Annotated in this window: 17 protein-coding genes; 10 read left to right on the top strand and 7 right to left on the bottom strand. The window is 71.6% G+C overall.

The window, feature by feature from the left end:
- Nucleotides 1-18: 18 nt before the first annotated feature.
- From BW996_RS10575 to BW996_RS10555, 5 genes are all read left to right on the top strand, one after another.
- On the top strand, nt 19-1404 hold the full coding sequence (locus tag BW996_RS10575; protein WP_037484801.1) for an FAD-dependent monooxygenase: 1386 nt from the start codon (nt 19-21) through the stop codon (nt 1402-1404).
- 320 nt (nt 1405-1724) lie between these two features.
- Nucleotides 1725-2099: a response regulator gene (locus tag BW996_RS10570; protein WP_037484803.1), complete on the top strand. Its 375-nt coding sequence runs from the start codon at nt 1725-1727 to the stop codon at nt 2097-2099.
- A 102-nt stretch (nt 2100-2201) separates the two neighbouring features.
- Entirely contained in the window at nt 2202-4181 is a 1980-nt protein-coding gene (locus BW996_RS10565; protein ID WP_037484805.1) for a B12-binding domain-containing radical SAM protein, read from the top strand.
- A gap of 154 nt (nt 4182-4335) precedes the next feature.
- The gene (locus BW996_RS10560; protein ID WP_076458884.1) at nt 4336-5130 is read left to right on the top strand and encodes a histidine kinase; all 795 of its coding nucleotides are present in this window, start codon (nt 4336-4338) and stop codon (nt 5128-5130) included.
- Nucleotides 5131-5138: 8 nt separating this feature from the next.
- On the top strand, nt 5139-5636 hold the full coding sequence (locus BW996_RS10555; protein WP_037479061.1) for a CreA family protein: 498 nt from the start codon (nt 5139-5141) through the stop codon (nt 5634-5636).
- Here the strand turns inward: BW996_RS10555 and BW996_RS10550 are convergent.
- Nucleotides 5596-6570 (bottom strand): 5'-nucleotidase, encoded by a 975-nt coding sequence (locus BW996_RS10550; protein WP_051631646.1) that lies wholly within the window; start codon nt 6568-6570, stop codon nt 5596-5598. The genes BW996_RS10555 and BW996_RS10550 overlap by 41 nt on opposite strands.
- A gap of 173 nt (nt 6571-6743) precedes the next feature.
- On the opposite strand from BW996_RS10550, the gene BW996_RS10545 reads away from it, so the two are divergent.
- Nucleotides 6744-8462: an alpha/beta hydrolase family protein gene (locus tag BW996_RS10545; protein ID WP_037479046.1), complete on the top strand. Its 1719-nt coding sequence runs from the start codon at nt 6744-6746 to the stop codon at nt 8460-8462.
- Nucleotides 8463-8468: 6 nt separating this feature from the next.
- Here BW996_RS10545 and BW996_RS10540 read toward each other — a convergent pair whose 3' ends face one another.
- Nucleotides 8469-10706, bottom strand: coding sequence for a helicase-related protein (locus tag BW996_RS10540; protein ID WP_081837984.1), 2238 nt, complete (start codon nt 10704-10706; stop codon nt 8469-8471).
- 94 nt (nt 10707-10800) lie between these two features.
- Between BW996_RS10540 and BW996_RS22400 the strand changes: the two genes are divergently transcribed.
- The gene (locus tag BW996_RS22400) at nt 10801-11439 is read left to right on the top strand and encodes an ABC transporter ATP-binding protein (RefSeq protein ID WP_175619112.1); all 639 of its coding nucleotides are present in this window, start codon (nt 10801-10803) and stop codon (nt 11437-11439) included.
- Between the two features lie 220 nt (nt 11440-11659).
- Entirely contained in the window at nt 11660-13351 is a 1692-nt protein-coding gene (locus tag BW996_RS10530; RefSeq protein ID WP_051631644.1) for a putative bifunctional diguanylate cyclase/phosphodiesterase, read from the top strand.
- A 5-nt stretch (nt 13352-13356) separates the two neighbouring features.
- Here BW996_RS10530 and BW996_RS10525 read toward each other — a convergent pair whose 3' ends face one another.
- Entirely contained in the window at nt 13357-13686 is a 330-nt protein-coding gene (locus BW996_RS10525; RefSeq protein WP_037479052.1) for a DUF2322 family protein, read from the bottom strand.
- A gap of 133 nt (nt 13687-13819) precedes the next feature.
- Between BW996_RS10525 and BW996_RS10520 the strand changes: the two genes are divergently transcribed.
- The gene (locus tag BW996_RS10520) at nt 13820-14953 is read left to right on the top strand and encodes an aminotransferase class V-fold PLP-dependent enzyme (protein WP_037479055.1); all 1134 of its coding nucleotides are present in this window, start codon (nt 13820-13822) and stop codon (nt 14951-14953) included.
- 4 nt (nt 14954-14957) lie between these two features.
- Here the strand turns inward: BW996_RS10520 and BW996_RS10515 are convergent, their stop codons facing one another.
- Both BW996_RS10515 and BW996_RS10510 read right to left on the bottom strand, forming a co-directional pair.
- On the bottom strand, nt 14958-15401 hold the full coding sequence (locus BW996_RS10515) for a DUF6691 family protein (RefSeq protein WP_139330831.1): 444 nt from the start codon (nt 15399-15401) through the stop codon (nt 14958-14960).
- Nucleotides 15402-15414: 13 nt separating this feature from the next.
- A complete protein-coding gene (locus tag BW996_RS10510; RefSeq protein WP_037479075.1) occupies nt 15415-15873 on the bottom strand; it encodes a YeeE/YedE family protein in 459 nt (152 codons plus the stop codon).
- A gap of 243 nt (nt 15874-16116) precedes the next feature.
- Between BW996_RS10510 and BW996_RS10505 the strand changes: the two genes are divergently transcribed.
- Nucleotides 16117-17058, top strand: a complete 942-nt coding sequence (locus BW996_RS10505; protein WP_037479058.1) for a GGDEF domain-containing protein — start codon at nt 16117-16119, stop codon at nt 17056-17058.
- Between the two features lie 9 nt (nt 17059-17067).
- Here BW996_RS10505 and BW996_RS10500 read toward each other — a convergent pair whose 3' ends face one another.
- Nucleotides 17068-19197 carry a putative bifunctional diguanylate cyclase/phosphodiesterase gene (locus tag BW996_RS10500; RefSeq protein ID WP_083701047.1) on the bottom strand — a complete coding sequence of 710 codons (2130 nt, stop codon included), beginning with the start codon at nt 19195-19197 and terminating at the stop codon, nt 17068-17070.
- Complete coding sequence (locus tag BW996_RS10495; RefSeq protein ID WP_076458882.1) at nt 19194-22880, bottom strand: response regulator; 3687 nt, start codon at nt 22878-22880, stop codon at nt 19194-19196. Before BW996_RS10495 ends, BW996_RS10500 begins: the two co-directional genes overlap by 4 nt.
- Nucleotides 22881-23104 lie beyond the last annotated feature (224 nt).

The raw sequence follows: 23104 nt of genomic DNA, 5'->3' as shown, positions 1-23104 counted from the left end.
CCTGTGCCGAGACCCGACATGAATCCGAACGAAGCTGCCGAGCAGGTCGATGTGCTGATCGCCGGTGCCGGCCCGACCGGGCTGTCGACCGTGCTGGCGCTGGCGCCGCTGGGCCTGCGCATCGTGCTGGCCGATCCCCAGGGCGCCGCCCAGCTGGCCGATCCGCCGCCCGATGGCCGCGAGCTGGCGCTGACCCACCGCACCGAGGCGCTGCTGCGCCAGTGGGGCTTGTGGGAACGGCTGCCTGCGCAGGCGCGCGCACCGTTGCAGGCCGCCTCGGTCAGCACCGGCGGCGCGCAGGCCGCGCTGCGGCTCGACGCCTCGCATGCGCATGTTGGCCTGCCGCCGCTGCCCGCCTTGCCGCGACCGGGCTGGCTGCCGCAGGCGCTGCCCTGGCTGCCCGATCTGGCCCCGCGTGCGCTGGGCGATGCGGCCCAGACGCCGATCGACGCCGGCACGCATCTGGGCACGCTGGTGTCGCAGAACGTGCTGCGCCGGGTGCTGTGGGAGGGCTGCGCGACGCTGCCCGGCGTCCAGGTGCTGGCCGGCCATCGGCTGGAGTCGATGCAGCGCGACGATGACGGCGTGACGGTGCGCCTGGTCGGGCCGCAGGGCCAGGCCCGGGTGCTGCGCGCCTCGCTGCTGGTGGCGGCTGACGGGCGGCTGTCGGCGGTGCGGCGCATGGCCGGGCTGGTCGCCGACCTGCACGACTTCGGCCGCAGCGCCATCGTCTGCCGCATGCGCCACGAGCAACCGCACCAGCAGGTCGCGCACGAGGCCTTCCACCACGGCCACACGCTGGCGGTGCTGCCGCTGGCCGATGCGCCGGATGCGGGGGACGGGGCGGGCGAGGGCGGCGCGCTGCCGCGCCACTGCTCGTCCTTCGTCGTGACCGCGCCGAGCGAGCTGGCGCAGCGCTGGATGATGCTGCCGGCGGCCGACTACGCCGCCACCGTCGAGCCCTGGCTGGATGGCCAGCTCGGCCGCCTCCGGTCCGGTCCCGGCGAGGAATCGCGCCGGCATCTGTATCCGCTGGTGGCGACCTGGGCGCCGCGGCTGGTGTCGCAGCGCGTCGTGCTGGTGGGCGACGCCGCGGTCGGCATGCATCCGGTGACTGCGCACGGCTTCAACCTCGGGCTCTACAGTGCCGAGACGCTGGCGCGCCAGATCGCGCGCCGGGCCCGCGGCGGCCGGGTCGATCCGGCCGATCCGCGTGCGCTCGAGGCCTATGACCGCGAGCATCGCCACACCGCGCGCTGGATCTTCCACGGCACCAACGCCATCGTGCGCCTGTTCACCGACGACCGTCCGGCCGCGCGGCTGGCCCGCCAGGCCACGCTGCACCTGGCCGAGCGCTTGCCGATGGTCAAGGCGCTGGTCGTGCGACAGCTGGTCGACGCCTGAAACGGAAATGATTTGTTCGGCTGCGGTTTCCGGCAGGGTCTCTTGGGTCGGAGGTTGCGTGAACCATTTCTCGGTACGAGGCGTTCATGGTGGGCCGCGCCACTTCGCTTCATCCTGATCTGCCGATGGGGAATGCTGGACAAATCATTGACATTGTCCTGATGTGGAATATCCAGGTGAATGAAATGAGATATTCATTGAAACCGTTTGCTGAAAAATAAAAATAAAGAAAAGACGGGCGGGTTGAGCTTGCTGATACAAAATGGCAACATTTGTCCACGACAAACTTGATGCCTATCTGTATCGGGCAAGGAGACGTGATGTCAGTCAACAAGCGCATTCTGGTCGTCGATGACTCTGCCACCATGCTGATGAGTCTGAAAGGATCTCTCGAGATGAGTGGCTTCAAGGTGGATACTGCCATCGACGGCAAGGCGGCACTCGACAAGATCAAGGCGGGACTCAAGCCTGACCTGATCATCTCCGACCTCAATATGCCTCGCATGGACGGCATCGAGCTGGTCAGGGAAACCCGCAAGGTCCTGAAGTTCACCCCGATCCTGATGCTCTCGACGGAAAGCCAGAAGGCCAAGCGCGAGCAGGCCAAGGCCCAGGGCGCCACCGGCTGGCTGATGAAGCCGATCCACGGCTCGGATCTGCTGAAGGTGGTCTGGCAGGTCGTGCCGAACAGCTGACCTGCTGTTCCGTTGCGCGGGACGGGCGGGTTCTCGCTGGCACAATCGCGCCCTTCGCGGCCCCTGGCGGTCGCGCCTCGCTGCCCGAACCCCGCCGGTGCCATGACCCCTGCCGCTGATCTCGCGCCGCTGCGCGTGCTGTCCGTCATCCCGCCGATGACGCAGCTCAACACCCCGTACCCGTCCACCGCCTACCTGACCGGCTTCCTGCGCTCGCGCGGCTTCGATGCGGTGCAGGAGGACCTGGCGCTGGCGCTGGTGCTGCGCCTGCTCAGCCGCGAGGGCCTGGTCGAGATCCGCCGCCGCATCGAGGCGGCACCGGCGCCCAGGCGCGGCCACACGCCGCAGGTCGCGCACTTCCTGGCGGCCTTCGACGCCTACGAGGCGACGATCGAGCGCGTCATCGCCTTCCTGCAGGGGCGCGACCCCACGCTGGCGCACCGCATCAACAGCCGCATGTTCCTGCCCGAGGGCGCGCGCTTCGCCCCCATCGACGCCTATGGCGACGACGACGGCGGCGATCCGCTGGCCTGGGCCTTCGGGGCGCTGGGCCTGCAGGACAAGGCGCGCCACCTCGCCACGCTCTACCTGAACGACCTGGCCGACGTGCTGCGCGATGCGGTGGATCCGCGCTTCGAGTTCGTGCGCTATGCCGAGAAGCTCGCCACCAGCCAGCCCAGCTTCGATCCGCTGGCCGAGGCGCTGGCCGCGCCGCCCAACCTGATCGACGAGCTGCTGGCGGATCTGACCCGCGCCGCGCTGATCCGCCACCAGCCGCGCCTGCTGCTGCTGTCGGTGCCGTTTCCGGGCGCGGTCTACGCGGCGCTGCGCATCGCCGCGGCCGCGCGCGCCTGGGCGGCCGAGCGGGTCGCCGCGGGTGGCGAGCCGCTGTGCATCGCGCTGGGCGGCGGCTTCGTCAACACCGAGCTGCGCGAGCTGGCCGAGCCGCGGCTGTTCGACTTCGTCGATGTCATCACGCTCGACGCCGGCGAGCGCCCGCTGCTGGCGCTGATCGACCATGTGCAGGGCCGGCGCTCGCGCGAGCGGCTGGTGCGCGCCTTCGTGCGCGAAGGCGAGGGCGAGACCGCCCGGGTGCGCTTCATCAGCTTCCCCGAGCCCGACATCGCCTTCGCCGAGGTCGGCACGCCGACCTGGGACGGCCTGCCGCTGCAGAAGTATCTGTCGCTGCTCGACATGCTCAACCCGATGAACCGGCTCTGGAGCGACGGGCGCTGGAACAAGCTCACCGTGGCGCACGGCTGCTACTGGAAGAAGTGCAGCTTCTGCGACGTCTCGCTGGACTACATCTCGCGCTACGAGGGGGCCTCGGCCACCGAGCTGGTCGATCGCATCGAGCGCATCGTCGCCGAGACCGGCCAGACGGGCTTTCACTTCGTCGACGAGGCCGCGCCCCCGAAGGCGCTCAAGGCGCTGGCCACCGAGCTGCTGCGCCGGCGGGTGCAGATTTCCTGGTGGGGCAACATCCGCTTCGAGAAGACCTTCACGCCGGAGCTGGCCGAGCTGCTGAGTGAGAGCGGCTGCATCGCGATGTCGGGCGGGCTGGAGGTGGCCTCCGACCGGCTGCTGGCGCTGATGAAGAAGGGCGTGTCGGTCGAGCAGGTCGCGCGCGTGACCAAGGGCTTCAGCGATGCGGGCATCCTGGTGCACGCCTACCTGATGTACGGCTTCCCGACGCAGACGGTGCAGGACACGGTCGACGCGCTCGAATACGTGCGGCAACTGTTCGAGCACGGCTGCATCCAGAGCGGCTTCTTCCACCGCTTCGCCTGCACGGTGCATTCGCCGGTGGGCCTGAATCCCGAGGAGTACGGCGTCACGCTGCTGCCGCTGCCCCCCGGCGGCTTCGCGAAGAACGACGTGGGCTTCCAGGATCCGACCGGCACCGACCACGACGCGCTGGGCGTCGGGCTGAAGAAGGCGCTCTACAACTACATGCACGGCATCGGTCTGGACCAGGACGTGCGCGCCTGGTTCGAGCACCCGAAGCTGCGCGGGCGGGTGCCGAAGCCCACGGTGTCGCGCCAGCGCATCGCCAAGGCGCTGGCGGCGCGCGGCGGGTGACGCCCGGCGGCGGCCGTGTAGGACAACGCCGTTTCCGGATGCGACGCCGCCAGACTCGGGTCGAGAATGCGAAGACTCATGAATTTTTCCGCATGCTGGCCAAGCCGGCCGATCTGGCGCATCTGCTGGACTTGCTGCAAAGGACCTGGTCCCCATGAATCAGACAGGGACTTCCCCGACGATCGCCGCCGACTGGGTGGCTGCGGGCGTGCGTCACGAGATCCTGATGCGGGTGCTGCCGACGCTGCGCCATGACCTGCTCGGGCCGATCTCGGTGGCACGCATGGAGCTGGCGGTGATGCGCCGGCGCCTGGAGCGGGCCGATCTGGCGCAGCAGGACGGGCTGCGTCGGGTCCGGCAGCTCGATGGCCATCTGGTCGATCTGACCCGAGGTCTGCGCGAGCTGCGCCGCTGGGATCCGCTGGACACCGAGCGCATGCCGGCCAGCGCGATCGTCCGGCTGGCGCTGATGCTGATGGAGCAGCCGCTGCGACTGGCCGGCCTGGAGGTGAGCGTCGAGACCGACTGCGAGGCCGAGGACACCGAGCTGCCGCTGGCGCCGCTGCTGCTGGGCACGCTGGCCCTGCTGTGCCATGCGCAGGACCAGCGCGCGTCGGGGCAGCGGCTGTGCCTGCACCTGGCGACCCGTCCCGAGGGCGAGGCCGCGGTGCTGAGCGTGCGCACCGAACCCCGGCCCGAGACCGGATCGGTGCCCCCGCCGATGCCCGCTCTGCCGGACCTGCCCGCGCCTGCCCGCGCCTGCCCGCGCCTGCCTCGATGCCGAGGCGGTGCGTCACCTGGCCTCATCGCTCGGCCTGCATGCGGTGCTCGACGACGAACCCTGGCGGCTGCGCGTCGGCCGCCTTGTCCCCGCCGCCCCTGGGTTGCCATGATCCGGCCGCACAATCGAGGCTCCGAATCGAGCATCGCCGTCCAGCGACCGTCATGATGAACCTGATGAAGCCGACCGTTTCTCCCCGCTGCCGCCCGCTGCTGCGGACCTGCGCGCTGGCCGCCGCCGCTCTGCTGCTGGCAGCCCCCGCCCGCGCCGAGCTGCTCGGCGAGGTCTCCACCGTCTTCAAGCTGATCGGGCCGAACCACAAGATCATCGTCGAGGCCTATGACGACCCCAAGGTCGAGGGCGTGACCTGCTTCGTCTCGCGGGCCAAGGCCGGCGGCATCACCGGCGCGGTCGGTCTGGCCACCGACAAGTCGGATGCCTCGATCGCCTGCCGCCAGGTGGGCGAGATCCGCATCAAGGAGGCGCTGCCCAAGCAGGAGGAGGTCTTCAGCGCCCGGCTGTCCATCCTGTTCAAGAGCCTGCAGATCGTGCGCATCGTCGATGCCAAGCGCCAGTCGCTGGTCTACATGACCTACTCCGACAAGCTGATCGAGGGCTCGCCGAAGAACAGCATCACTGCGGTGCCGGTGGGCAAGGCGATTCCGGTGAAGTGAGCGTCGCCGCCGGCGAGGCCGCCTCCTGCGGCAGCAGCCGCCCGCCCGCATAAGGCACGATGCCCGCCGGCACATGCCCCGAGGCCGGGCGCACATGGCTGTCCTGGTCGTCGAAGAACATCTGCGCGCCGAAGGCGGCCAGCACCGTTTCCTTCGGCGCACCGCCCAGGAAGAAGGCTTCGTCGACATTCACGCCCCAGTCGCGCAGCGTGTGGATCACGCGTGCATGCGCCGGGCTGCTGCGGGCGGTCACGATGGCGATGCGCACCGGGCAGGTGCCGGCGGCGAACTCGCGCTGCAGCGCTGAGAGCCGCATCAGCAGCTTGGCGAACGGGCCCTCGGCCATCGCGTCATGGCGGTGCAGCCGCTCGTGGGCGATGAAGGCCTCCAGCCCCTGCGTCTTGTAGATGCGCTCGGACTCGGGCGAGAACAGCACCGCGTCGCCGTCGAAGGCGATGCGGATCTGGCCGGCCGGCGCGCGGAAGTCCGCCGGCGGGTCGTAGAGCAGCGCTGCGGCTACGCCGTGGTCGATCGCCTCCTGCACGTCGCCGGGATTGCGCGACAGGAAGAGATCGACGTCGAAGGCCTTCAGGTAGCCCACCAGCGAGCGCGCGCCGCCGGTGAAGGCCGCGCGCTCGATCGCCAGGCCGTGCGCCTCGATCGCGTTGAAGGCGCGCAGGCCGGTGTCGGGCGAGTTGCGCGAGATCACCACCACCTCGATGCGGCGCTCCGGCAGCAGCGCGTTCAGGCCCAGCAGCGCCTGCACCAGCGGGAAGGCGGTGCCGGGGCGCAGCGGCTCGTCCTCGTGCTCGCGCTGGTAGCAGGAGAAGGCCTCGACGCCCTGGGCATCGAAGAGCCGGTTCTCGTGCTCCAGGTCGAAGAGCGCCCGCGAGGAGATGCCGATGACGAGCTTGTCGGTGAGCGAGTAGGGCATGGTGCCTGTGATCATGCCATTGCCGCGTCGCCGTGTTTCAGGCGCGATCACACCGATGTTCCGTGAACGATTTGGCATTTTCTTGTACCGGAAAGCAAGATGTAATTTTTTCATTTAAGGGCTCATGTAGGTTCTGCGCTGTTTTTGTGCAATGCAACATCAACGGAGATGACATGAGGCTGGAATGGAACATCGTGGTCGGGCTGACCGGCCTGTGCCTGGGGGGCAGCGCGCTGGCGGCCGATCCTGCGAGCCTGCAGGCGCTGCCCAAGCTGCGCATCGATCTGGCCGAGACGACGGTCTCGGGCATCTCGTCGGGCGCCTTCATGGCGGTGCAGATGGGGGTCGTGAAGTCGAGCCTGGTGCGCGGCGTGGCCGCCACCGCAGGCGGGCCCTACATGTGCGCCACCGACGGCGATGTCGGCTCGCCGACGGCTGCGGTCAGCCGCTGCATGCAGGGTGATCCGGCGATGCAGCCGGCCGCCACCGACCGGCTGGTCGATCCTTCGGACGGCACCTTCACCTACCCCTTCCAGGGCAAGGCGCAGCGCGATGTCGAGCGCATGGCCAAGAACCGCCGCATCGACAAGATCGACGGCATCCGCAATCAGGCGATCTGGGTCTTCCACGGCTACAACGACGGCATCGTCAAGCTGCCGGTGTCGCAGGCGCTGGTGGGCTGGTACACCGGCCGCCATCCGAACGGCCGCAGCGCCTCGGGCATGACGCCGCGCCTGCCCGCCAGTCAGGTCTTCCACAAGGACGACCTCAACGCCGGCCATGCGCAGATCAGCTCGGCCTGCACCGGCAGCCACTGCAATCCCTGCGACACCGAGGGCGGCGCCTTCATCAACAGCTGCCCGCTGCCCCAGCGTGATCCGTACGACGCCGCCGGCTCGGCGCTGCAGATGTTCTACGGCCGGCTGACCCGCACCGCCACGCCGGGCGGACGCTTCATGGCCTTCGGCCAGATGCCCTACCTGAAGCTGATCGACGGCAAGACGCCGGTCAAGGCCACCGACGAGATCGCGATGGGTCAGGAAGGCTATCTGTACCTGCCCAAGGCCTGCGAGGATGGCAGCACCACCTGCCGCCTGCACATCGCCTTCCACGGCTGCATGCAGAGCGCCACCGACATGGGCAAGGTGACCGGCCAGCGCGACTACTTCGCGCGCCACGCCGGCGTCAACGAGTGGGCCGACCAGAACCGCATCGTCGTGCTGTACCCGCAGGCGATGCCGACCAATGCGGTCAGCGGCAACGCGCTCAGCGCCGCGGTCAATCCGATGGGCGCGGCCCGCGATGCGCTGGGCAACCTGGGCAAGGCGATGACGAGCTACGACATGAGCCGTCCGTTCAACCCGATGGGCTGCTGGGACTGGTGGGGCTACAACGACGACGTGCCGGCGCGCGCGATGTCGGGCCAGTGGCCGACGGGCAGCTTCGCCTCCAGCCAGGGCGTGCAGATTGCCGCGGTCTGGCGCATGGCCGAGCAGTTGGCCGACGCCTCGCTGACCGGCACGCTGGCGCGGGTGCCGGCCACCGCCAGCCGTCCCGAGGTGCAGGTGCTCGACGAGACCGCCTCGCAGGTGCTGCTGCGCTGGGAGCCGGTCCAGGGCGCCAGCCGCTACAAGGTCTACCGCACCGGCGGCCAGGGCGGCGCGACCGCCAGCGAGACGACGCAGCCCTTCTTCGCCGACTCGCTGCTCGAGCCGCAGACGAGCTACCGCTACTTCGTGCGTGCGGTGATCGACGGTGACGAGAAGGAGCCCTCCGCGACGGTGGCCGTGACCACCGCGAAGACGCCGCCGCCCTGCGATCCCTACTTCTCGCTGGCCCAGGGCGTGGTCGTCGGCCGGGACAACAAGCCGACCGACAAGACCTGCCGCTGAAGCGACTCAGCGGCGGCGGCCCCCGCCCCCGGGGCCGCCGCGCTTCTGCCACAGCGGCCGCTTGGCCTTGAGCGCGCGCTCGATGCCGTCGTTCAGGCGCGCGCGCAGGTCCATCACCTCGTCGACCTCACCGTAGACGCCGGGGAAGCGCAGGTCCAGCCACAGCCACAGCGTGCAGGTGCGCAGCGCCTGCTCCATGCGCTCGAGGCGGCTGTTCTCGTCGGTGTCGTTCAGGAACCAGGCCGGGCCGGCCTGGCCGGTGCGGGCATGGTGCGCGACCCATTCCAGGAACTGCGCCACCTGACCGGCGGTGCGGGTGTCGACCGGCGCCTGCGCATAGGTGAAGCGCTGGCGCAGCGGCAGCTTGGCCGCGACGCGGTCGATCTCGCCGGCGAGCTCCAGCATCTGCTCCAGCTCGGCCACCGCGAAGTGCGAGTTGTCGAGCTGGAGCTGCTCGACGAAGACCCGCAGCACCTCGGCCAGGCTGTTCTTGCCCAGGCGCTCGGCGATGGTCTCGATGTGCCACCAGTTCGGCGCCACCGGCGCCTTGAAGTGGCGCGGCGCCTTGGGCGAGCGCTGGATCAGCAGGCGCAGCTGCTTCATCGCGGTCGGCTCGGCCTCCTTGAGCACGCCGGCGAAGCCTTCCTCGTGGATGCCGAAGCGCCCGGCGCGGCCGGCGATCTGGTGCACCTCGGACTCGGTGAGCGAGCGGTCGCCCTGGCCGTCGAACTTGGTCAGCGTGCTGAACAGCACCCGGCGCACCGGCAGGTTCAGGCCCATGCCGATGGCGTCGGTGGCGATCAGGATCTGCGACTCGCCCTGCGCGAAGCGCTCGGCCTCGCGCCGGCGCACCTCCGGCGGCAGGGCGCCGTAGATCACCGACACCGGCGTGCCGTCGGCCGAGGCCTGGTCGCGCAGCATCAGCACGTCGCGGCGGCTGAAGGCCACCACCGCGTCGCCCTTCTTCAGCGCGTGCAGCGACACCGGCGCGGGCAGCAGCTCGACCTGCTGCTTGCGCTCGAAGCGGCGCACCGTGACCTGCTCGCCGCACAGGCCCAGCAGATTGCGCAGCGCCTCCACCGCGTAGTCCGAGCAGATGATCAGCAGCTCCTTGGCCGGCACGCCGACGATGGCCTGCGTCCAGGCCCAGCCGCGGCTGGGGTCGAAGATCATCTGCGCCTCGTCGATCACCGCGACCTCGATGGGCGTGTTGGTGTCGACCATCTCGATGGTGCTGGAGATGACGCGCGCGTCGGCCGCCGGCACGTTCTCCTCGCCGGTGCGCAGCGAGCAGGGCACGCCGCGCGCAGCCAGCCGGTCGCGGCCCTCCAGCGCGAGCAGGCGCAGCGGCGCGAGATAGGCGCCCTTGGCTGCCTGCGCCAGGCGCTCGAAGGCCTGGTAGGTCTTGCCGCTGTTGGGCGGGCCGACGAAGAGCGTGACCTGGCGCTGCAGGCGCCGCGCCTGGCCGAAGCTGTCGGGGTAGCCCTGGAAGGCGAGCTCGTCGTTCAGGTCCTCGAGCGTGTCCTGCTCGTGGACGCGGTGCACCCAGCGCTCGAAGGCGCGCTGGCAGGCAGCGATCAGCGTCTCGGCGGCCTGGGGCTGCGCGCATTCGGCCTGCAGCGCCGCCTCCAGCGAGCCGAGCTGGTCGTCGGCGAAGGCGCAGGCGCGCTCGACCAGCGCGTCGAGCTGCGTCGTCAGCTCGGCCGCCTGCGGGTGGCCGGGCAGGGCGGACAGGCGCTGGATCAGCGCCGGGCGGTCGCCGCTGCGGAAGAAGTCCCAGACTGCCTCGGCCGGCACCGCCTGGCCATAGGCGACGGTGAGCCGCATGTCGCCCGCCGGCAGCGTCAGGCCCTGGCGCGCCTCGCGCTCCCAGGCGCCGAGCCGGCGGCTCACGCCCAGGCCGTCAAGCACCGCGGCGCGCTCGGTCATCAGCGGGCGCAGGGTCTGGCCGCTGCCCACGGCGTCGAGGTGGCGCAGCGCCTCCTCGATCAGCGCCGGGTCGATCCAGCGGCTCGGGCGCTGGCCGGCGGCGCCGCGCTGCAGCAGGATCAGGCCGAGGCGGTCCATCGCCGCTTCCGGCTCGGGCGTGCCTTCCTCGAGCATGTCGGCCGGGCGCACCACCTGCGGCAGCACATAGCCGGCCAGGCGGATGCGGTCGAGCGCCAGCGGGTCGATGTGGGCGGGGATGCGCGCGGCGTGGCGCGGCTGGGGCAGCGGGCGAGGTGTTGTTGTTGTCGTGGCCATGAGGATTCCGGAACGGTCAGGGGCCGAACTCTAACCGCTCGGTCCCGACTCGATAATCCTGGCCATGCCCGTCTTTCCCATCCCTTTCGATTCCGTGCCCGCGCAGCCGCCGCTGCTGCGGGTCGATGGCCTGCACTGGCGCGCGCCCTTCGACGGCGCCGAGCCGCTGTTTGCCGGTCTGCAGCTCCACGCCGGCGCCGGCGTGCTGGGCGTGATCGGCGACGAGGGCCGCGGCAAGAGCGCGCTGCTGCGGCTGATCGCCGGCGAGCTGCGCCCGGACGCGGGCCGCATCCAAATCGGTGCCCCGACCGATCCGGTCGATGCGGCAGCGCTGCGCGAGCGGCTGTTCTGGTGCGATCCGCAGTCCGAGCGGCATGACGGCCTGGTCGCGCGCGACTATCTGGCGATGCAGCGCCAGGGCCGCCCGGGCTGGAGCGAGGCGGCGCTGGCCGCGCAGCTCGACGGCTTCGCGCTGCACGAGCACCTGGACAAGCGCCTGGAGATGCTCTCCACCGGCACCCGGCGCAAGCTGCGGCTGGCCGCCGCGCTGGCCTCGGGCGCGACGCTGGTGCTGCTCGACGACCCCGGCGCGGCGCTGGACGCGCGCTCGCAGCGCCACCTCGCCGAGACGCTGCGCCGTCACCAGGAAGTGCCCGCTGGACAGCTGATCGTCGTGACCGGCCATGACGACCGGCTGATGCCGGCCGCGGCGCCCCGACTGTCGCTGGACTGACACACGGCCTGCGCCCGACCCGCTCCCGACCTCCGTCGACCTCAACCTCGTCCCCGGCTCGCCGATACAGGATGAGTTTTGCGCATTCCGTTCTCATCTGTCGCGGGGGGCGGCAGAGAGCGACGGACGGCATGGGGCCGTCGTGGCCCGGGGAGTCTTGCCAGTGCATGAAGATCGAGACACGAGATGGGGCGGGGGGCTGATCGCGCCCGATGCCGACATGAGCGCCGACGCCTCGCCGCTGGACGTGCTGCTCTCGGGCATCGGCGAATGCGTGGTGCGTGTCGATGCGCACTGGGTGGTCAGGCACTGCAACCCGGCCTATCTGCACGGGCTCGGGCTGCCGGCCGCCCGCGTGATCGGCCAGACGCCGTTTGCGGTCCGGCCCGACTTCGAGGGCTCGCTGTTCCACCGGGTGATCGAGGCCTGCCGCCGCGAGCGCCGGCCGCGCCTGGGCATCGGCTTCTCGAAGGCGGTCGGGCGCTGGCTGATGGTGCGGGCCTTTCCGTTCGGCGACGACATCGTCGCGCTGGCCAACGATGCCGACGAGCACACCGTCGGCCAGTTCGAGCTGGCGCGCGAGGCGCTGCGCGATCCGCTGACCGGCATCGACAACAAGCGCGCGCTGCTGGCCGAGCTCGAGACGCGGCTGGCGCAGGGCGGCCAGGGCGGTCTGGGGCTGATCGGGCTGCGCCGCTTCAACGCGATCAACGACACGCTGGGCCATGGCCTGGGCGATCTGGCGCTGATGGAGGTGGTCTCGCGCATGCAGGCCACGCTGCTCGAGGGCGAGGTGCTCTACCGGCTCACCGGTGTCGAGTTCGTGCTGCTCAGCCCGGCCTGCGACGAGGCGACGCTGCGCGAGCGGGTGATGGCGATGGCCTCGCGCATCGCCCAGCCGATCCTGCTGCGCGACCAGATCTTCGTGCTGGGCAGCCTGGCCGGCGGCGTGCTGTTTCCCTCGCATGGCGACGAGGCGCCGCTGCTGCTGCGCCGCGCTGCGCTGGCGCTGCGCCAGGCCAAGCGCGACGCCACGGCGCTGGCGCTGTTCGACGACGAGCTGGAGGCCGCCGGGCGGCTGCGCGCCGAGCTGGAGCAGGATTTCCGCGCGGTGCTGCGCGGCACCGCGCCGGGCAGCGCCGGCTGGCTGAGCCTGGCGCTGCAGCCCAAGGGCCGGCTGCGCGACCGTGCGGTCATCGGCGCGGAGGCGCTGATCCGCTGGCAGCATCCGGTGCGTGGCGCGCTCTCGCCGGCCAGCTTCCTGCCGATCGCGCAGGAATGCCAGCTGATGGTCGAGCTCGACCGCTGGGTGATCGACGAGGTGATGCGGCTGCAGCGCCTGCTGATCGACGGCGGCCACCGGCTGCCGATCAGCATCAACCTGTCGGTCGAGTCGCTGGCCGACCTGCTGCTGGTGGAGAACGTGCAGCACGCGATCGAGCGCCACGGCGTGCCGCCGGAGCTGCTCGAGATCGAGATCCCGGAGAACGCGCTGATGCGCGATGTCGAGGTCAGCACCCGGGTGCTGGCGGCGCTGTCGGCGCTGGGCGTGCGGCTGTCGATCGACGACTTCGGCACCGGCTACTCGTCCTTCGCCTACCTGGCGCGCTTTCCGGTCCACACCCTGAAGATCGATCGCTCCTTCGTGCATGACATGGTCAGCCAGACCAGCAGCCGCACCATCGTGCACAGCCTGGTGCGGCTGTCGCACGCGCTGCAGCTGCAGGTGGTCGCCGAAGGCGCCGAGACCGACGAGGAAATGGAGATGCTGCGCCGCATGCAGTGCGACGCGGTGCAGGGCTTCGGCTACGGCCGCCCGCAGCCCTTCACCCAGTTCCTCGACTTCGTGCACCAGCGCTGCGGCTGCGGCGGTGCCCAGGTCGTGCCCTCATTGCGGCCGCCGGTGCACTGACCGGCTCAGGCCGCGGGCTGCAGCCGCACCGTCAGCGGTGCCAGACGGCCGGCCTCGATGTCGATCAGCCGGTCGATGTTGGGGTGCTTGCCGGGAAAGGCGCGGGCGTCGGCGGTGTGCTCGGCGTAGAGCGCCAGTCCTTCGCGGGCGGCCTCGGGCGTGATGGCGCCGTGGCGCGCGGCCAGTGCGTGGTAGACGGCGGCCGAGCCGGCGGTGCCGGGGCGGTTGGCCAGCGTGGCCACCACCGTGCCGGCGGCGTCGAGCAGCTCGACAGCGGCGAGGTGGGCGATCGGGGGCAGCAGCGCGAGCTGCTCGGCGAAGGTCGGGGTGCTCATCGGTGGGCGGATTCCAGGGGCGGCCTGCAGGCCGGGGGTGGCGAGTCTAGCGCCGCCGGCCGTGCGGGCCCGCGGCCGGGACTGTGGTTGAATGGAATCTCGGATCCACGCACCACGAACGGAGACCTGTCCCATGCCCGGCCTGCTGCCCCACGTCGACCCTGACGGCCTGCTCGAATACTCGGTGGTCTACACCGACCGTGCGCTCAACCACATGTCGCAGCGCTTCCAGCGCGTGATGCGCGGCATCTCGGCGGTGCTGAAGGAGGCCTACGCGGCCCGCTCGGCCATCGTCGTGCCGGGCAGCGGCTCCTTCGGCATGGAGGCGGTGGCGCGCCAGTTCGCCGGCCAGCAGCCGGTGCTGGTGCTGCGCAACGGCTGGTTCAGCTTCCGCTGGTCGCAGATCCTCGAGATGGGCGGCATCGCCGCGGGCGTGCAGGTGCTCAAGGCCCGCCCGGTCGAGCCGGGCGCGGCGCAGTCGGCCTGGGCGCCGGCGCCGCTGGGCGAGGTGCTCGCCGCGATCGAGGCGCAGCGCCCCGGCGTGGTCTTCGCGCCGCATGTCGAGACCGCCAGCGGCATGATGCTGCCCGACAGCTACCTCAAGGCGGTGGCCGACGCGGTGCACGCGGTCGGCGGCCTGTTCGTGCTCGACTGCATCGCCTCCGGCGCGATGTGGGTGGACATGGCCGCCACCGGCGTCGATGTGCTGATCAGCGCGCCGCAGAAGGGCTGGAGCGGCTCGCCCTGCTGCGCCTTCGTGATGCTCGGCGAGGCGGCGCGCGCACGCATCGACCAGACCACCAGCTCCAGCTTCGCCTGCGACCTGAAGAAGTGGCTGCAGATCATGGAGACCTACGAGGCCGGCGGCCACCTCTACCACGCCACCATGCCCACCGACGCGCTGGCGCGCTGCCTGGAGGCGATGGAGGAGACACGCGCCCAGGGCTTCGGCGCGCTGCGCGAGCGTCAGCTCGAGCTGGGCCGGCGGGTGCGGGCGCTGCTGCAGGCGCGCGGATTCCCCAGCGTCGCCGCCGAGGGCTTCCAGGCGCCGGGCGTGGTGGTCAGCCACACGCTCGACCCCGAGATCCAGTCGGCGCGCGCCTTCCTGGCGCAGGGGCTGCAGACCGCCACCGGCGTGCCGCTGCAGTGCGACGAGCCGGCGGACTTCCGCAGCTTCCGCATCGGCCTGTTCGGGCTGGACAAGCTCGCCGACATCGACGGCACGGTGGCGCGGCTGGAGCAGGCGCTCGATCGGATCGGCGGCTGAGCCTTCAGCGCGGGCGGTCGAGCAGCGCGTGCAGCGCCATGCCGCCCAGCATCGCGGCGACGAAGATCGCCGCCTCGCTCCCGCCGCTGCCCAGCGCCACCAGCGCCGGCCCCGGGCACAGCCCGGCCAGGCCCCAGCCGATGCCGAACAGCACGCCGCCGCCGATCAGCCGGGCATCGATGGCGTTCGACGGCGGCCACTCGATCGGCGCGCCGCTCCAGCTGCGCCCGCGTCGGCGCGCGATCAGGGTGGCGGGCAGGCCGACCGCGATCGCCGCGCCCATCACCAGCGCCAGACTCGGATCCCAGGCGCCGGCCAGATCCAGGAAGGCGCGCACCTTCATCGGGTCGGTCATGCCGGCGGCGATCAGCCCCAGGCCGAACACCAGCCCGGCCAGCAGGCTCGACAGCGCGGCCACGCCGCCGCAGTTCCTGTCCTTGCAGTCCATCGCGTCCTCTCCCTCAGCCGCCGAGCAGGTGGCGCACGACGAACACCGTCGCGAAGCCGCTGCCCATGAAGCACAGCACGTTGACCAGCGAGCGCGCCGACAGCCGGCTCAGGCCACAGACGCCGTGGCCGCTGGTGCAGCCGTTGCCCAGCCGCGCGCCGAAGCCCACCAGCAGCCCGGCGATGATCAGCACCGGCGTGCCGACATCGAGCCGCATCGGGGGCAGCGGCGCGGCCAGCCGCCACAGCCAGGGCGCGACCAGCAGGCCGGCCACGAACAGCAGCCGCAGCCGGTGCCGCGCCAGCCAGCCGCCAGCCTGCCCCTGCAGCAGGTCGCGCAGCGGCTGGCCCACCAGCCCCGCAATGCCGGCGATGCGGCCGCTGCCCAGCAGCAGGAGCGCGGCCGCCAGACCGATCAGCGCGCCGCCCGCCAGCGCGCTCCAGGGGGTGAATGCGGCCCAGTCGGGACTCAGTCCGAGGCTCAATCGAAACTCCTTGTGAACAGGAAAATGGAGCCGGAATATACCCTCAAGGGCATAAAGGGCGCAGGAAGACCGCCAAAAAACGGACAGGTACCTCGAAGATCCTGGCGCGCTGGGCCATACGCTTCTTGTTGCGCATTCCGTGCGGTTTTGCACGACGATATCCCGCCATTTCGGGGGCTGGGCCCTCAAGGTTTCCTGCATCATCGCCCCGATCCATCCCCCGAGCGTTCCATGGCCGCCTCCATCTCCGTTCTTCATGTGGGTTCCGCCGCACCGGCGCTGGCGTCCGACACCGACTTCGGGCGCTGCATCTGGCGCCACTGCGACACGCTCGAGCAGGCGCAGGCGGCCATCGCCGAAGCGGCGCCCGAGGCCATTCTGTTCAGCTGCGACAGCGATGCCCAGGCCGAGGCGCTGCCGCACTGGTCCTGCTGGACGCAGGCGGTGCTGGGCTCGGCGGTGGTGGTCGGCACGCCCACGCCGAACCGCGAGCTGATGGTGCGGCTGCTGCGCGCTGGCGCTCAGGACGTGCTGCCGCTGTCGCGCCAGGCCCTGCATCCGGGCGGGGTCGACGACGGCGACCAGATCGCCCGCAGCCTGTGCATGGCCATCGAGCGCAAGCGCCAGGAGCAGGAGCTGCGCCGGGCTTGGTCGATCGACCTGGCCACCGGGCTGCCCAACCGCGTCCAGCTGATGGAGCTGCTGCACCAGCTCTGCGCGCTGCGCGAGCGCGAGCCCGCGCCGATGGCGCTGCTGGTGCTGCGCATCGAGGGGCTGGCGACCACCGAGGCGCGGCTGGGCGTGGCCGCCTCGCAGGCGCTGCGGCGCAAGCTGGCCGTGCGGCTGCGCAGCGTGCTGCGTGCCAGCGACGTGGTCTCGGCGCTGGCGCCCGACGCCTTCGGCGTGGTGCTGACCCGGCTCGACACGCCGGCCGATGGCGAGCGGGTGGCCGCCAAGCTGGCGCAGGGGCTGCGCGAGCCTTTCATGGTCAGCGGCCAGACCACCGTGGTGACCGTCTCCACCGGCGTGGCGCTCTATCCGGAGCACGGCCGCCAGCCCGACGAGCTGCTCAAGCTGGCGCTGGGTGCGGCGGCGGCGCGGCGCGGCCTGGGCCGCCAGGGCTTTGCCGATCGCCGCGAGCGCGGCCAGGTGGCCGCCGCCAACGACGACTGATGCGACGGATCAGCCGCCAGGTCGCCCGCCCGCCAGTGCGCTGACGGTCGCCGAGCCCAGCCAGTCGGTCAGCCGCGCCAGCGGCAGCGGCCGGCAGATGCCGTAGCCCTGGCCGATGTCGCAGCCGAAGCCGCGCAGCATCGCCATCGCCCGGTCGTTCTCGACGCCCTCGGCGACGACATGGATGTCGAGCTGGTGGCACAGCTCGATGGTCGAGCGCACGATGGCCGCGTCGGCCCGGCTGGTCTCCAGCGAGATCACAAAGTCCTTGTCGATCTTCAGCGTGTGCAGCGGCAGGCGCTTGAGGCGCTGCAGCGAGGAAAAACCGGTGCCGTAGTCGTCCAGCGCGATGCGGATGCCGCGGCTGGCCAGATCGTTCAGCGTGGCGATGGCGCCTTCCTCGTCCTCGACGACGATCTGCTCGGTGACCTCCAGCTCGAGCCGGTCGGCGGGAAAGCCGATCTCGTCGAGGATGCGCATCAGCCGCTCGCCCAGGCGCGGGTGCTGGAACTGTCGCGGCGACACATTGACCGCCAGCGACAGCGGCAGGTGGCGCACCGCCGCGCAGGCCTCGCGCAGCACCCAGTCGCCGGCGTCCATGATCAGGCCGGTCTGCTCGAGGATGTCGATGAAGCGGTCGGGCATCTGCAGCCCGCAGCCCGGGCGGTTCCAGCGCAGCAGCGCCTCGACCCCGCTGACCCGGCCGCTGGCGAGGTCGACCTTGGGCTGGTAGTGCAGCTCGAACTCGCCACGCTCCAGGCCGCGGTACAGCGCCACCTCGGTGTTGAGGCGGTCGATGACCCGGTTGTGCATGTCGGCGGTGTAGAAGTGGCAGCTCGAGCCGATCGCCTCGCGGGCGCGCGAGCGGGCCGCGCCGGAATGCTGCAGCAGCGTGTCGACCTCCTGGCCGTCGCCCGGCCAGATCGCCACGCCGACATGCACGCTGGCCAGCAGCTCCCAGTCGTCGACCTGCAGCGGCACCGCGAAGGCTTCCACCAGGCGCCGGGTGGCGCCGGCGATCTGCGCCTCGGCCTCGATGTCGGTCAGCAGCATCGCGAAGGTGTCGCCCTCGAGCCGGCACAGCGAGTCGGGCTCGCGCATGACCGACTCGAGCCGGCGGGCCACCGCGCGCAGGATGCGCTCGCTGGCGTCGGTCGCGACCGAGGCCTGGGTGCGCTGCAGCACGTCGACATCGATGTTGAGCACCGCGAAGCGCTGCTGGCGCTGCTGCGCCGCCGCCGCCGCGGTGGCGACCCGGTCGCGGAACAGCACCCGGTTGGGCAGGCCGGTGAGCGGGTCGAAATGGGCGCGGTAGCTGCGCTCGGCCTCGGCCTGGCGGCGCTCGGACACATCCTGGGCGACGCCGAAGATCGCGCAGGTGCGCCCGCCTTCGTCGAGCATCGCGTCGCCCGACAGGAAGAGATGGCGCGAGGGCTGCAGGCTGCCGTCCAGGCGGATCTCGACCTCGGACTCGCTGCGGCCGTCGCGCACCCGGCGCACGAAGGCCAGCAGCTGGCTGCGGTCCTCGAAGGCGACCTGGCGCAGCAGTCGGCGCATCGCCACCGGCTCGGTGCCGGGCAGGCCGAGCATGTCGCGCAGCTCGCGCGAGCAGTGCAGCCGGCCGTCGTCGAGCTCGAGCCGCCACGGCGCCAGCCGCGCGATCTTCTGCGCCCGCGCCAGCGCGAGCTGGCTCTCGCGCAGCTCGCGCTCGGTGCGGGCGGTGCGCAGCGCATAGCGCACCCGCTGCGACAGCAGCGCCCAGTTGATCGGCTTGGTGATGAAGTCGGTCGCGCCGGCCTCGAAGGCCAGCCGCACCGCCATCACGTCGTCGAGCGCGGTCAGCATCAGCACCGGGGTGTGGCGGCTGCGCAGCGAGCGGCGGATCGCGCGGCAGGCATCGAAGCCGTTCATCACCGGCATGCGCACGTCCATCAGCACCAGGTCGGGCTGCTCGGCGTCGCACAGCCGGGTGGCGGTCTGGCCGTCCTGGGCCTCGAGCACCCGGTAGCCGGAGTCTTCGAGCACCCGGCGGATCATCATCCGCGTCAGGCCCTCGTCGTCGACGATCAGCACCCGGGCGCCGAAGTCGGCCTCGCTGCTGCCGGGCAGCAGACCCGGCGGATTGATGTTCATGCTCATGGGTCTCGTCCTGTGTCCTGCGGTCGCTCGCGCAGCGCGTGCAGCGCCTGGCCGACCCGGCCGGTGGCCTGCTCCAGCGCCGCCAGGTCCTGCGGCGCCGGCAGCCGGCCCTGCGCTGCCGTGGCGCTGCCGGCACTTTCCTTCTCGAGACGGGCCGCCAGCGCGTGCAGACGCATCGCGCCGATGTCGCCGGCGGTGTTCTTCAGCCGGTGCAGCAGCTCGCCGGCGGCCTGCGTGTCGTCGTGCGCGCAGGCCTGGCGCAGCAGCGCGATCTCGTCGGCCAGCGATTCCAGCGCCTTGTCGAGCAGCGCATCGAAGGCCTCGCCCATCAGCGCGCGCACCTCGGCCAGCCGGCCGGCATCCAGCTCGGTGCCGCTCTCGGCCGGCGCGGGCACCGGCGCGCCGCTCTCGCGGCTTGACGACGGCCGCAGCCAGCGCGCGATCGCCGCCGCCAGCGTGTCGGCGCTGTAGGGCTTGACCACATGGTCGTCCATGCCGGCGGCCAGGCACTTGTCGCGGTCGGCCGGCAGCGCGTGCGCGGTCAGCGCGATGATCGGCAGCCGCGGCCGGTCCTGTCGCAGCTCCCACTGGCGCACCGCCCGGGTGGCGTCATGGCCGTCCATGCCGGGCATCTGGATGTCCATCAGCACGATGTCCCAGTCCCCGGTCAGGATGGCCTCGACCGCCTTGAGCCCGTCCTCGGCCAGGCCGACCTCCAGGCCACGCTTGCGCAGCATCTGCGCGCCGACCTCGCGGGTGATCTCGTTGTCCTCGACCAGCAGCACCCGCTCGCCGGCGAACTGCACCGGCTCGCGCCGGCCCGCGCGCCGGCCGCTCGGTGCGGGCAGCGGCCGGCGCTGCAGCACGGTGGCGATCGCGTCATGCAGGTCGGACTGGCGCACCGGCTTGTCCAGCCAGATGTCGACCCGCAGGCCCTCGAGCCGCTGCGGGTCCTGGATCGACGAGCTCAGCATGATCAGCGGCATCGGCGCGAGCAGCGGATCGGCCTGGATGGCGCGCACCAGGGTGTAGCCGTCCATCTCGGGCATGTTCAGGTCCAGCAGCGCGACCTCGTAGGGGCGGCCCGAGGCGGCCGCGTCCTGCAGCTTGGCCAGCGCCTCCTCGCCGCTGGAGGCACTGCCGGACTGGCTGCTCCAGGCGGTGAGGTAGCGGTGCAGGATGACCCGGTTGGTGGCGTTGTCGTCGACCACCAGGATGCGCGTGCCGCTGAAGTCGCGCCCGCGCAGCCCGCCGCTGCCGCCGCCCGCGCCCTGCGGGGCCGCCTGCAGCGGCAGCGTGAACCAGAAGCGCGCGCCCTGGCCCTCGCCGCGGCTGTCCAGGCCGATCTGGCCCTGCATCAGCTCGACCAGCCGGCGCGCGATGCTCAGGCCCAGGCCGCTGCCGCCGAAGCGCCGGCTGGTCGAGCTGTCGGCCTGGGTGAAGGGCTGGAAGAGCTGCGCCTGCTTGTCCGGCGCGATGCCGATGCCGGTGTCGCGCACCTCCAGCCGCAGCCGCATGCCGTCCTCCAGCGCGACGCTGACCACCACCTCGCCGCGCTCGGTGAACTTGATCGCGTTGCCGACCAGGTTGACCAGCACCTGGCGCAGCCGGATCGGATCGCCGCGCACCGTCTCGGGCACCTCCGGCGCGATGAAGCAGGCCAGCTCGAGCTTCTTGGCATGCGCGCGCTGCGCCAGCATCGCGGTCACGTCCTCGACGGTGCGGCGCAGGTCGAAGTCGATCGACTCGATGCGCAGCTTGCCGGCCTCCAGCCGCGAGAAGTCGAGAATCTCGTCGATGACGCCCAGCAGGATCGAGGCCGAGGTGCGCGCGGTGTCGAGGTAGCGCTCCTGGCGGCCCGACAGCGGCGTGTCCTGCAGCATCTCGATGGCGCCGAGCACGCCGTGCATCGGCGTGCGGATCTCGTGGCTCATGTTGGCCAGGAACTCGCTCTTGGCGCTGGCGGCGTCCTCGGCGGCCTCCTTGGCGTGGCGCAGCTCCTGCTCGGTGCGCTTGCGTCCGGAAATGTCGTGGATCACGCCGAGGTAGTGCAGCTCGTCCGGGTCGGGGCGCTCGTGGTCGTCGAGGCGGCTCCAGCGCAGCGCGATCCAGCGTCCGGTGCCGTCGCGGTGGCGGGCCTCGAACTCGCGCTCGGCTGTTTCGAGCCCGGCCTCGGCGAAGGCGCCCGGCACCAGCATGTCGAAGCCGTGGCCGAGCAGCGCCGGCTCGGGGTAGCCGAACATGCGCGCCGCACCGGCGTTGATCGACTCGATCCGGCCGGCGGCGTCCACCACCACCATGCCGTCATGGCTGGCGTCCTGCACCCGACGCAGGCGGGCCTCGCTGCGCTCGATCGCCTGCTGCGAGGCGATGCGGGCGCTGACGTCGGTCTGCAGCGCGACGAAGTGCGTCGGCCGTCCGGCGCCATCATGGATCGGCATCACCCGCAGCTCGTTCCAGAAGGGCCGCCCCTCGCGGGTGTAGTTCAGCAGCAGCACCTCGATGTCGCTGCCGGTGCGCACCGCCTCGCGCAGCCGCGCCACCGCCTGCGCGTCGGTGCCCGGGCCCTGCAGCAGCCGGCAGTTGCGCCCGACCACCTCGGCGAAGCGCCAGCCGGTCATGCGCTCGAAGGCGACGTTGGTGTAGACGATCGGCTGGTCGGGCAGGCGTGCGTCGGCGATGACGATGCCGACCCCGATCGCGTCGATGATGCGCCCGCGCAGCCGCAGCGCCTCCTGCGCGGCGAGCTGCTCGCTCATGTCGCGCATCACCAGCAGATGGCGGTCCGCACCGGTTTCGCGGCCTGGGCCGTCGAGCCGTGCCAGGCGCAGCTCCAGCGGCACGCTGCCGCGCCCCTCGGGCAGCAGCGCCTCGACGATCATCGGCTCGGCCAGCGCCATCGGGTCGTCCTGCCGCAGCAGGTCCTCGATCAGCGCGCGGGCCGGTTCGGCGAACAGCTCGCCCAGCCACAGGCCGCCGAGCGCCTCGGGCTCGCGGTGCAGGATGCGCCCGGCCGCCGGGCTGACCAGGCGGATGCGCTGGTGCGCGTCCAGCGTCAGGATGCCGTCCAGGATGTGCGCGAGGATGTGGCGCTGGCGCTGCTCGGCCTGCCGCAGCGTCTCGAGCTCGGCGGGGGCGGGCGGCGCGCTGGCCGCATGGGCCACGTCTTCGTGCGCCAGGCGTTGCTGCCGCCGCCGCAGCAGCGCCCCGACCAGCAGCGATTCCAGCAGCACCAGCCCCAGGCCCTGCCAGGCCAGCCGGGTCTGCGCGGCGCGGTCGCGCTGGGCGCTCATGCCGATCTCCAGCCGCAGCTCGGCGCGCGGCCCCGGCTGGGCGCCGGTCTGGCGTCGCTCCAGCCGGATCAGGCCGTCGGCCGCATCCTGGCCGGGCGAGGTGGGCAGCAGCGCGCGCGCGTCGCCGGCCTGCGCCAGCACCCGGCCGTTGCCGCTGCTGATCCGCGCATAGCGCACATCGGGCGCGGCCATGGCCAGGCGCACGAAGCGGTCGGGATCGCTGCCGGCCGGATCGGCCAGGCCGTGCAGCAGGGTCTGCCCGCGCAGCGTCAGCGCCTCCTGCCGCACGAGGCCCAGATGCCACCAGCCCGCGCCGATCGGCACCGCCAGCAGCAGGGCCTGGATCAGCACCAGCGCGCCGAGGGCGCGCGGGTTCGTCGGGAGGGGCAAGGACCGTGGAGAAGACTGCATCTCGTCGGGAGCGTGAACCGGAATCGCGGTGGGGCCAAGCAGGCCGATGCCGGGATTGGACACGGAATCGCTCGACTCGGCTGCCGGGGATGGTCCGCATCCCCGGTGCATTCTTGCTTGCGTCTCCCGATGGGGCTGGCAGCGCCCCGAAATGATAGAGCCTGCCAGGTTGCGCCGCCCCCGACTCGGGTCGAGGGCCGGTG

It is taken from the genome of Sphaerotilus natans (assembly GCF_900156335.1).
Classification (GTDB): domain Bacteria; phylum Pseudomonadota; class Gammaproteobacteria; order Burkholderiales; family Burkholderiaceae_C; genus Sphaerotilus; species Sphaerotilus natans.
This window is presented reverse-complemented; position numbering and strand designations above follow the sequence as displayed.

Bases quoted from the DNA above. Each gene is read 5' to 3' on its own strand.
- BW996_RS10555 (WP_037479061.1), top strand. From the start codon at position 5,139: ATGAAGCCGACCGTTTCTCCCCGCTGCCGCCCGCTGCTGCGGACCTGC.
- BW996_RS10500 (WP_083701047.1), bottom strand. From the start codon at position 19,197: ATGAGCATGAACATCAATCCGCCGGGTCTGCTGCCCGGCAGCAGCGAG.
- BW996_RS10550 (WP_051631646.1), bottom strand. From the start codon at position 6,570: ATGCCCTACTCGCTCACCGACAAGCTCGTCATCGGCATCTCCTCGCGG.
- BW996_RS10540 (WP_081837984.1), bottom strand. From the start codon at position 10,706: ATGGCCACGACAACAACAACACCTCGCCCGCTGCCCCAGCCGCGCCAC.
- BW996_RS10545 (WP_037479046.1), top strand. From the start codon at position 6,744: ATGAGGCTGGAATGGAACATCGTGGTCGGGCTGACCGGCCTGTGCCTG.
- BW996_RS10560 (WP_076458884.1), top strand. From the start codon at position 4,336: ATGAATCAGACAGGGACTTCCCCGACGATCGCCGCCGACTGGGTGGCT.
- BW996_RS10520 (WP_037479055.1), top strand. From the start codon at position 13,820: ATGCCCGGCCTGCTGCCCCACGTCGACCCTGACGGCCTGCTCGAATAC.
- BW996_RS10515 (WP_139330831.1), bottom strand. From the start codon at position 15,401: ATGGACTGCAAGGACAGGAACTGCGGCGGCGTGGCCGCGCTGTCGAGC.
- BW996_RS10570 (WP_037484803.1), top strand. From the start codon at position 1,725: ATGTCAGTCAACAAGCGCATTCTGGTCGTCGATGACTCTGCCACCATG.
- BW996_RS10530 (WP_051631644.1), top strand. From the start codon at position 11,660: ATGAGCGCCGACGCCTCGCCGCTGGACGTGCTGCTCTCGGGCATCGGC.
- BW996_RS10525 (WP_037479052.1), bottom strand. From the start codon at position 13,686: ATGAGCACCCCGACCTTCGCCGAGCAGCTCGCGCTGCTGCCCCCGATC.
- BW996_RS10565 (WP_037484805.1), top strand. From the start codon at position 2,202: ATGACCCCTGCCGCTGATCTCGCGCCGCTGCGCGTGCTGTCCGTCATC.
- BW996_RS10505 (WP_037479058.1), top strand. From the start codon at position 16,117: ATGGCCGCCTCCATCTCCGTTCTTCATGTGGGTTCCGCCGCACCGGCG.
- BW996_RS10575 (WP_037484801.1), top strand. From the start codon at position 19: ATGAATCCGAACGAAGCTGCCGAGCAGGTCGATGTGCTGATCGCCGGT.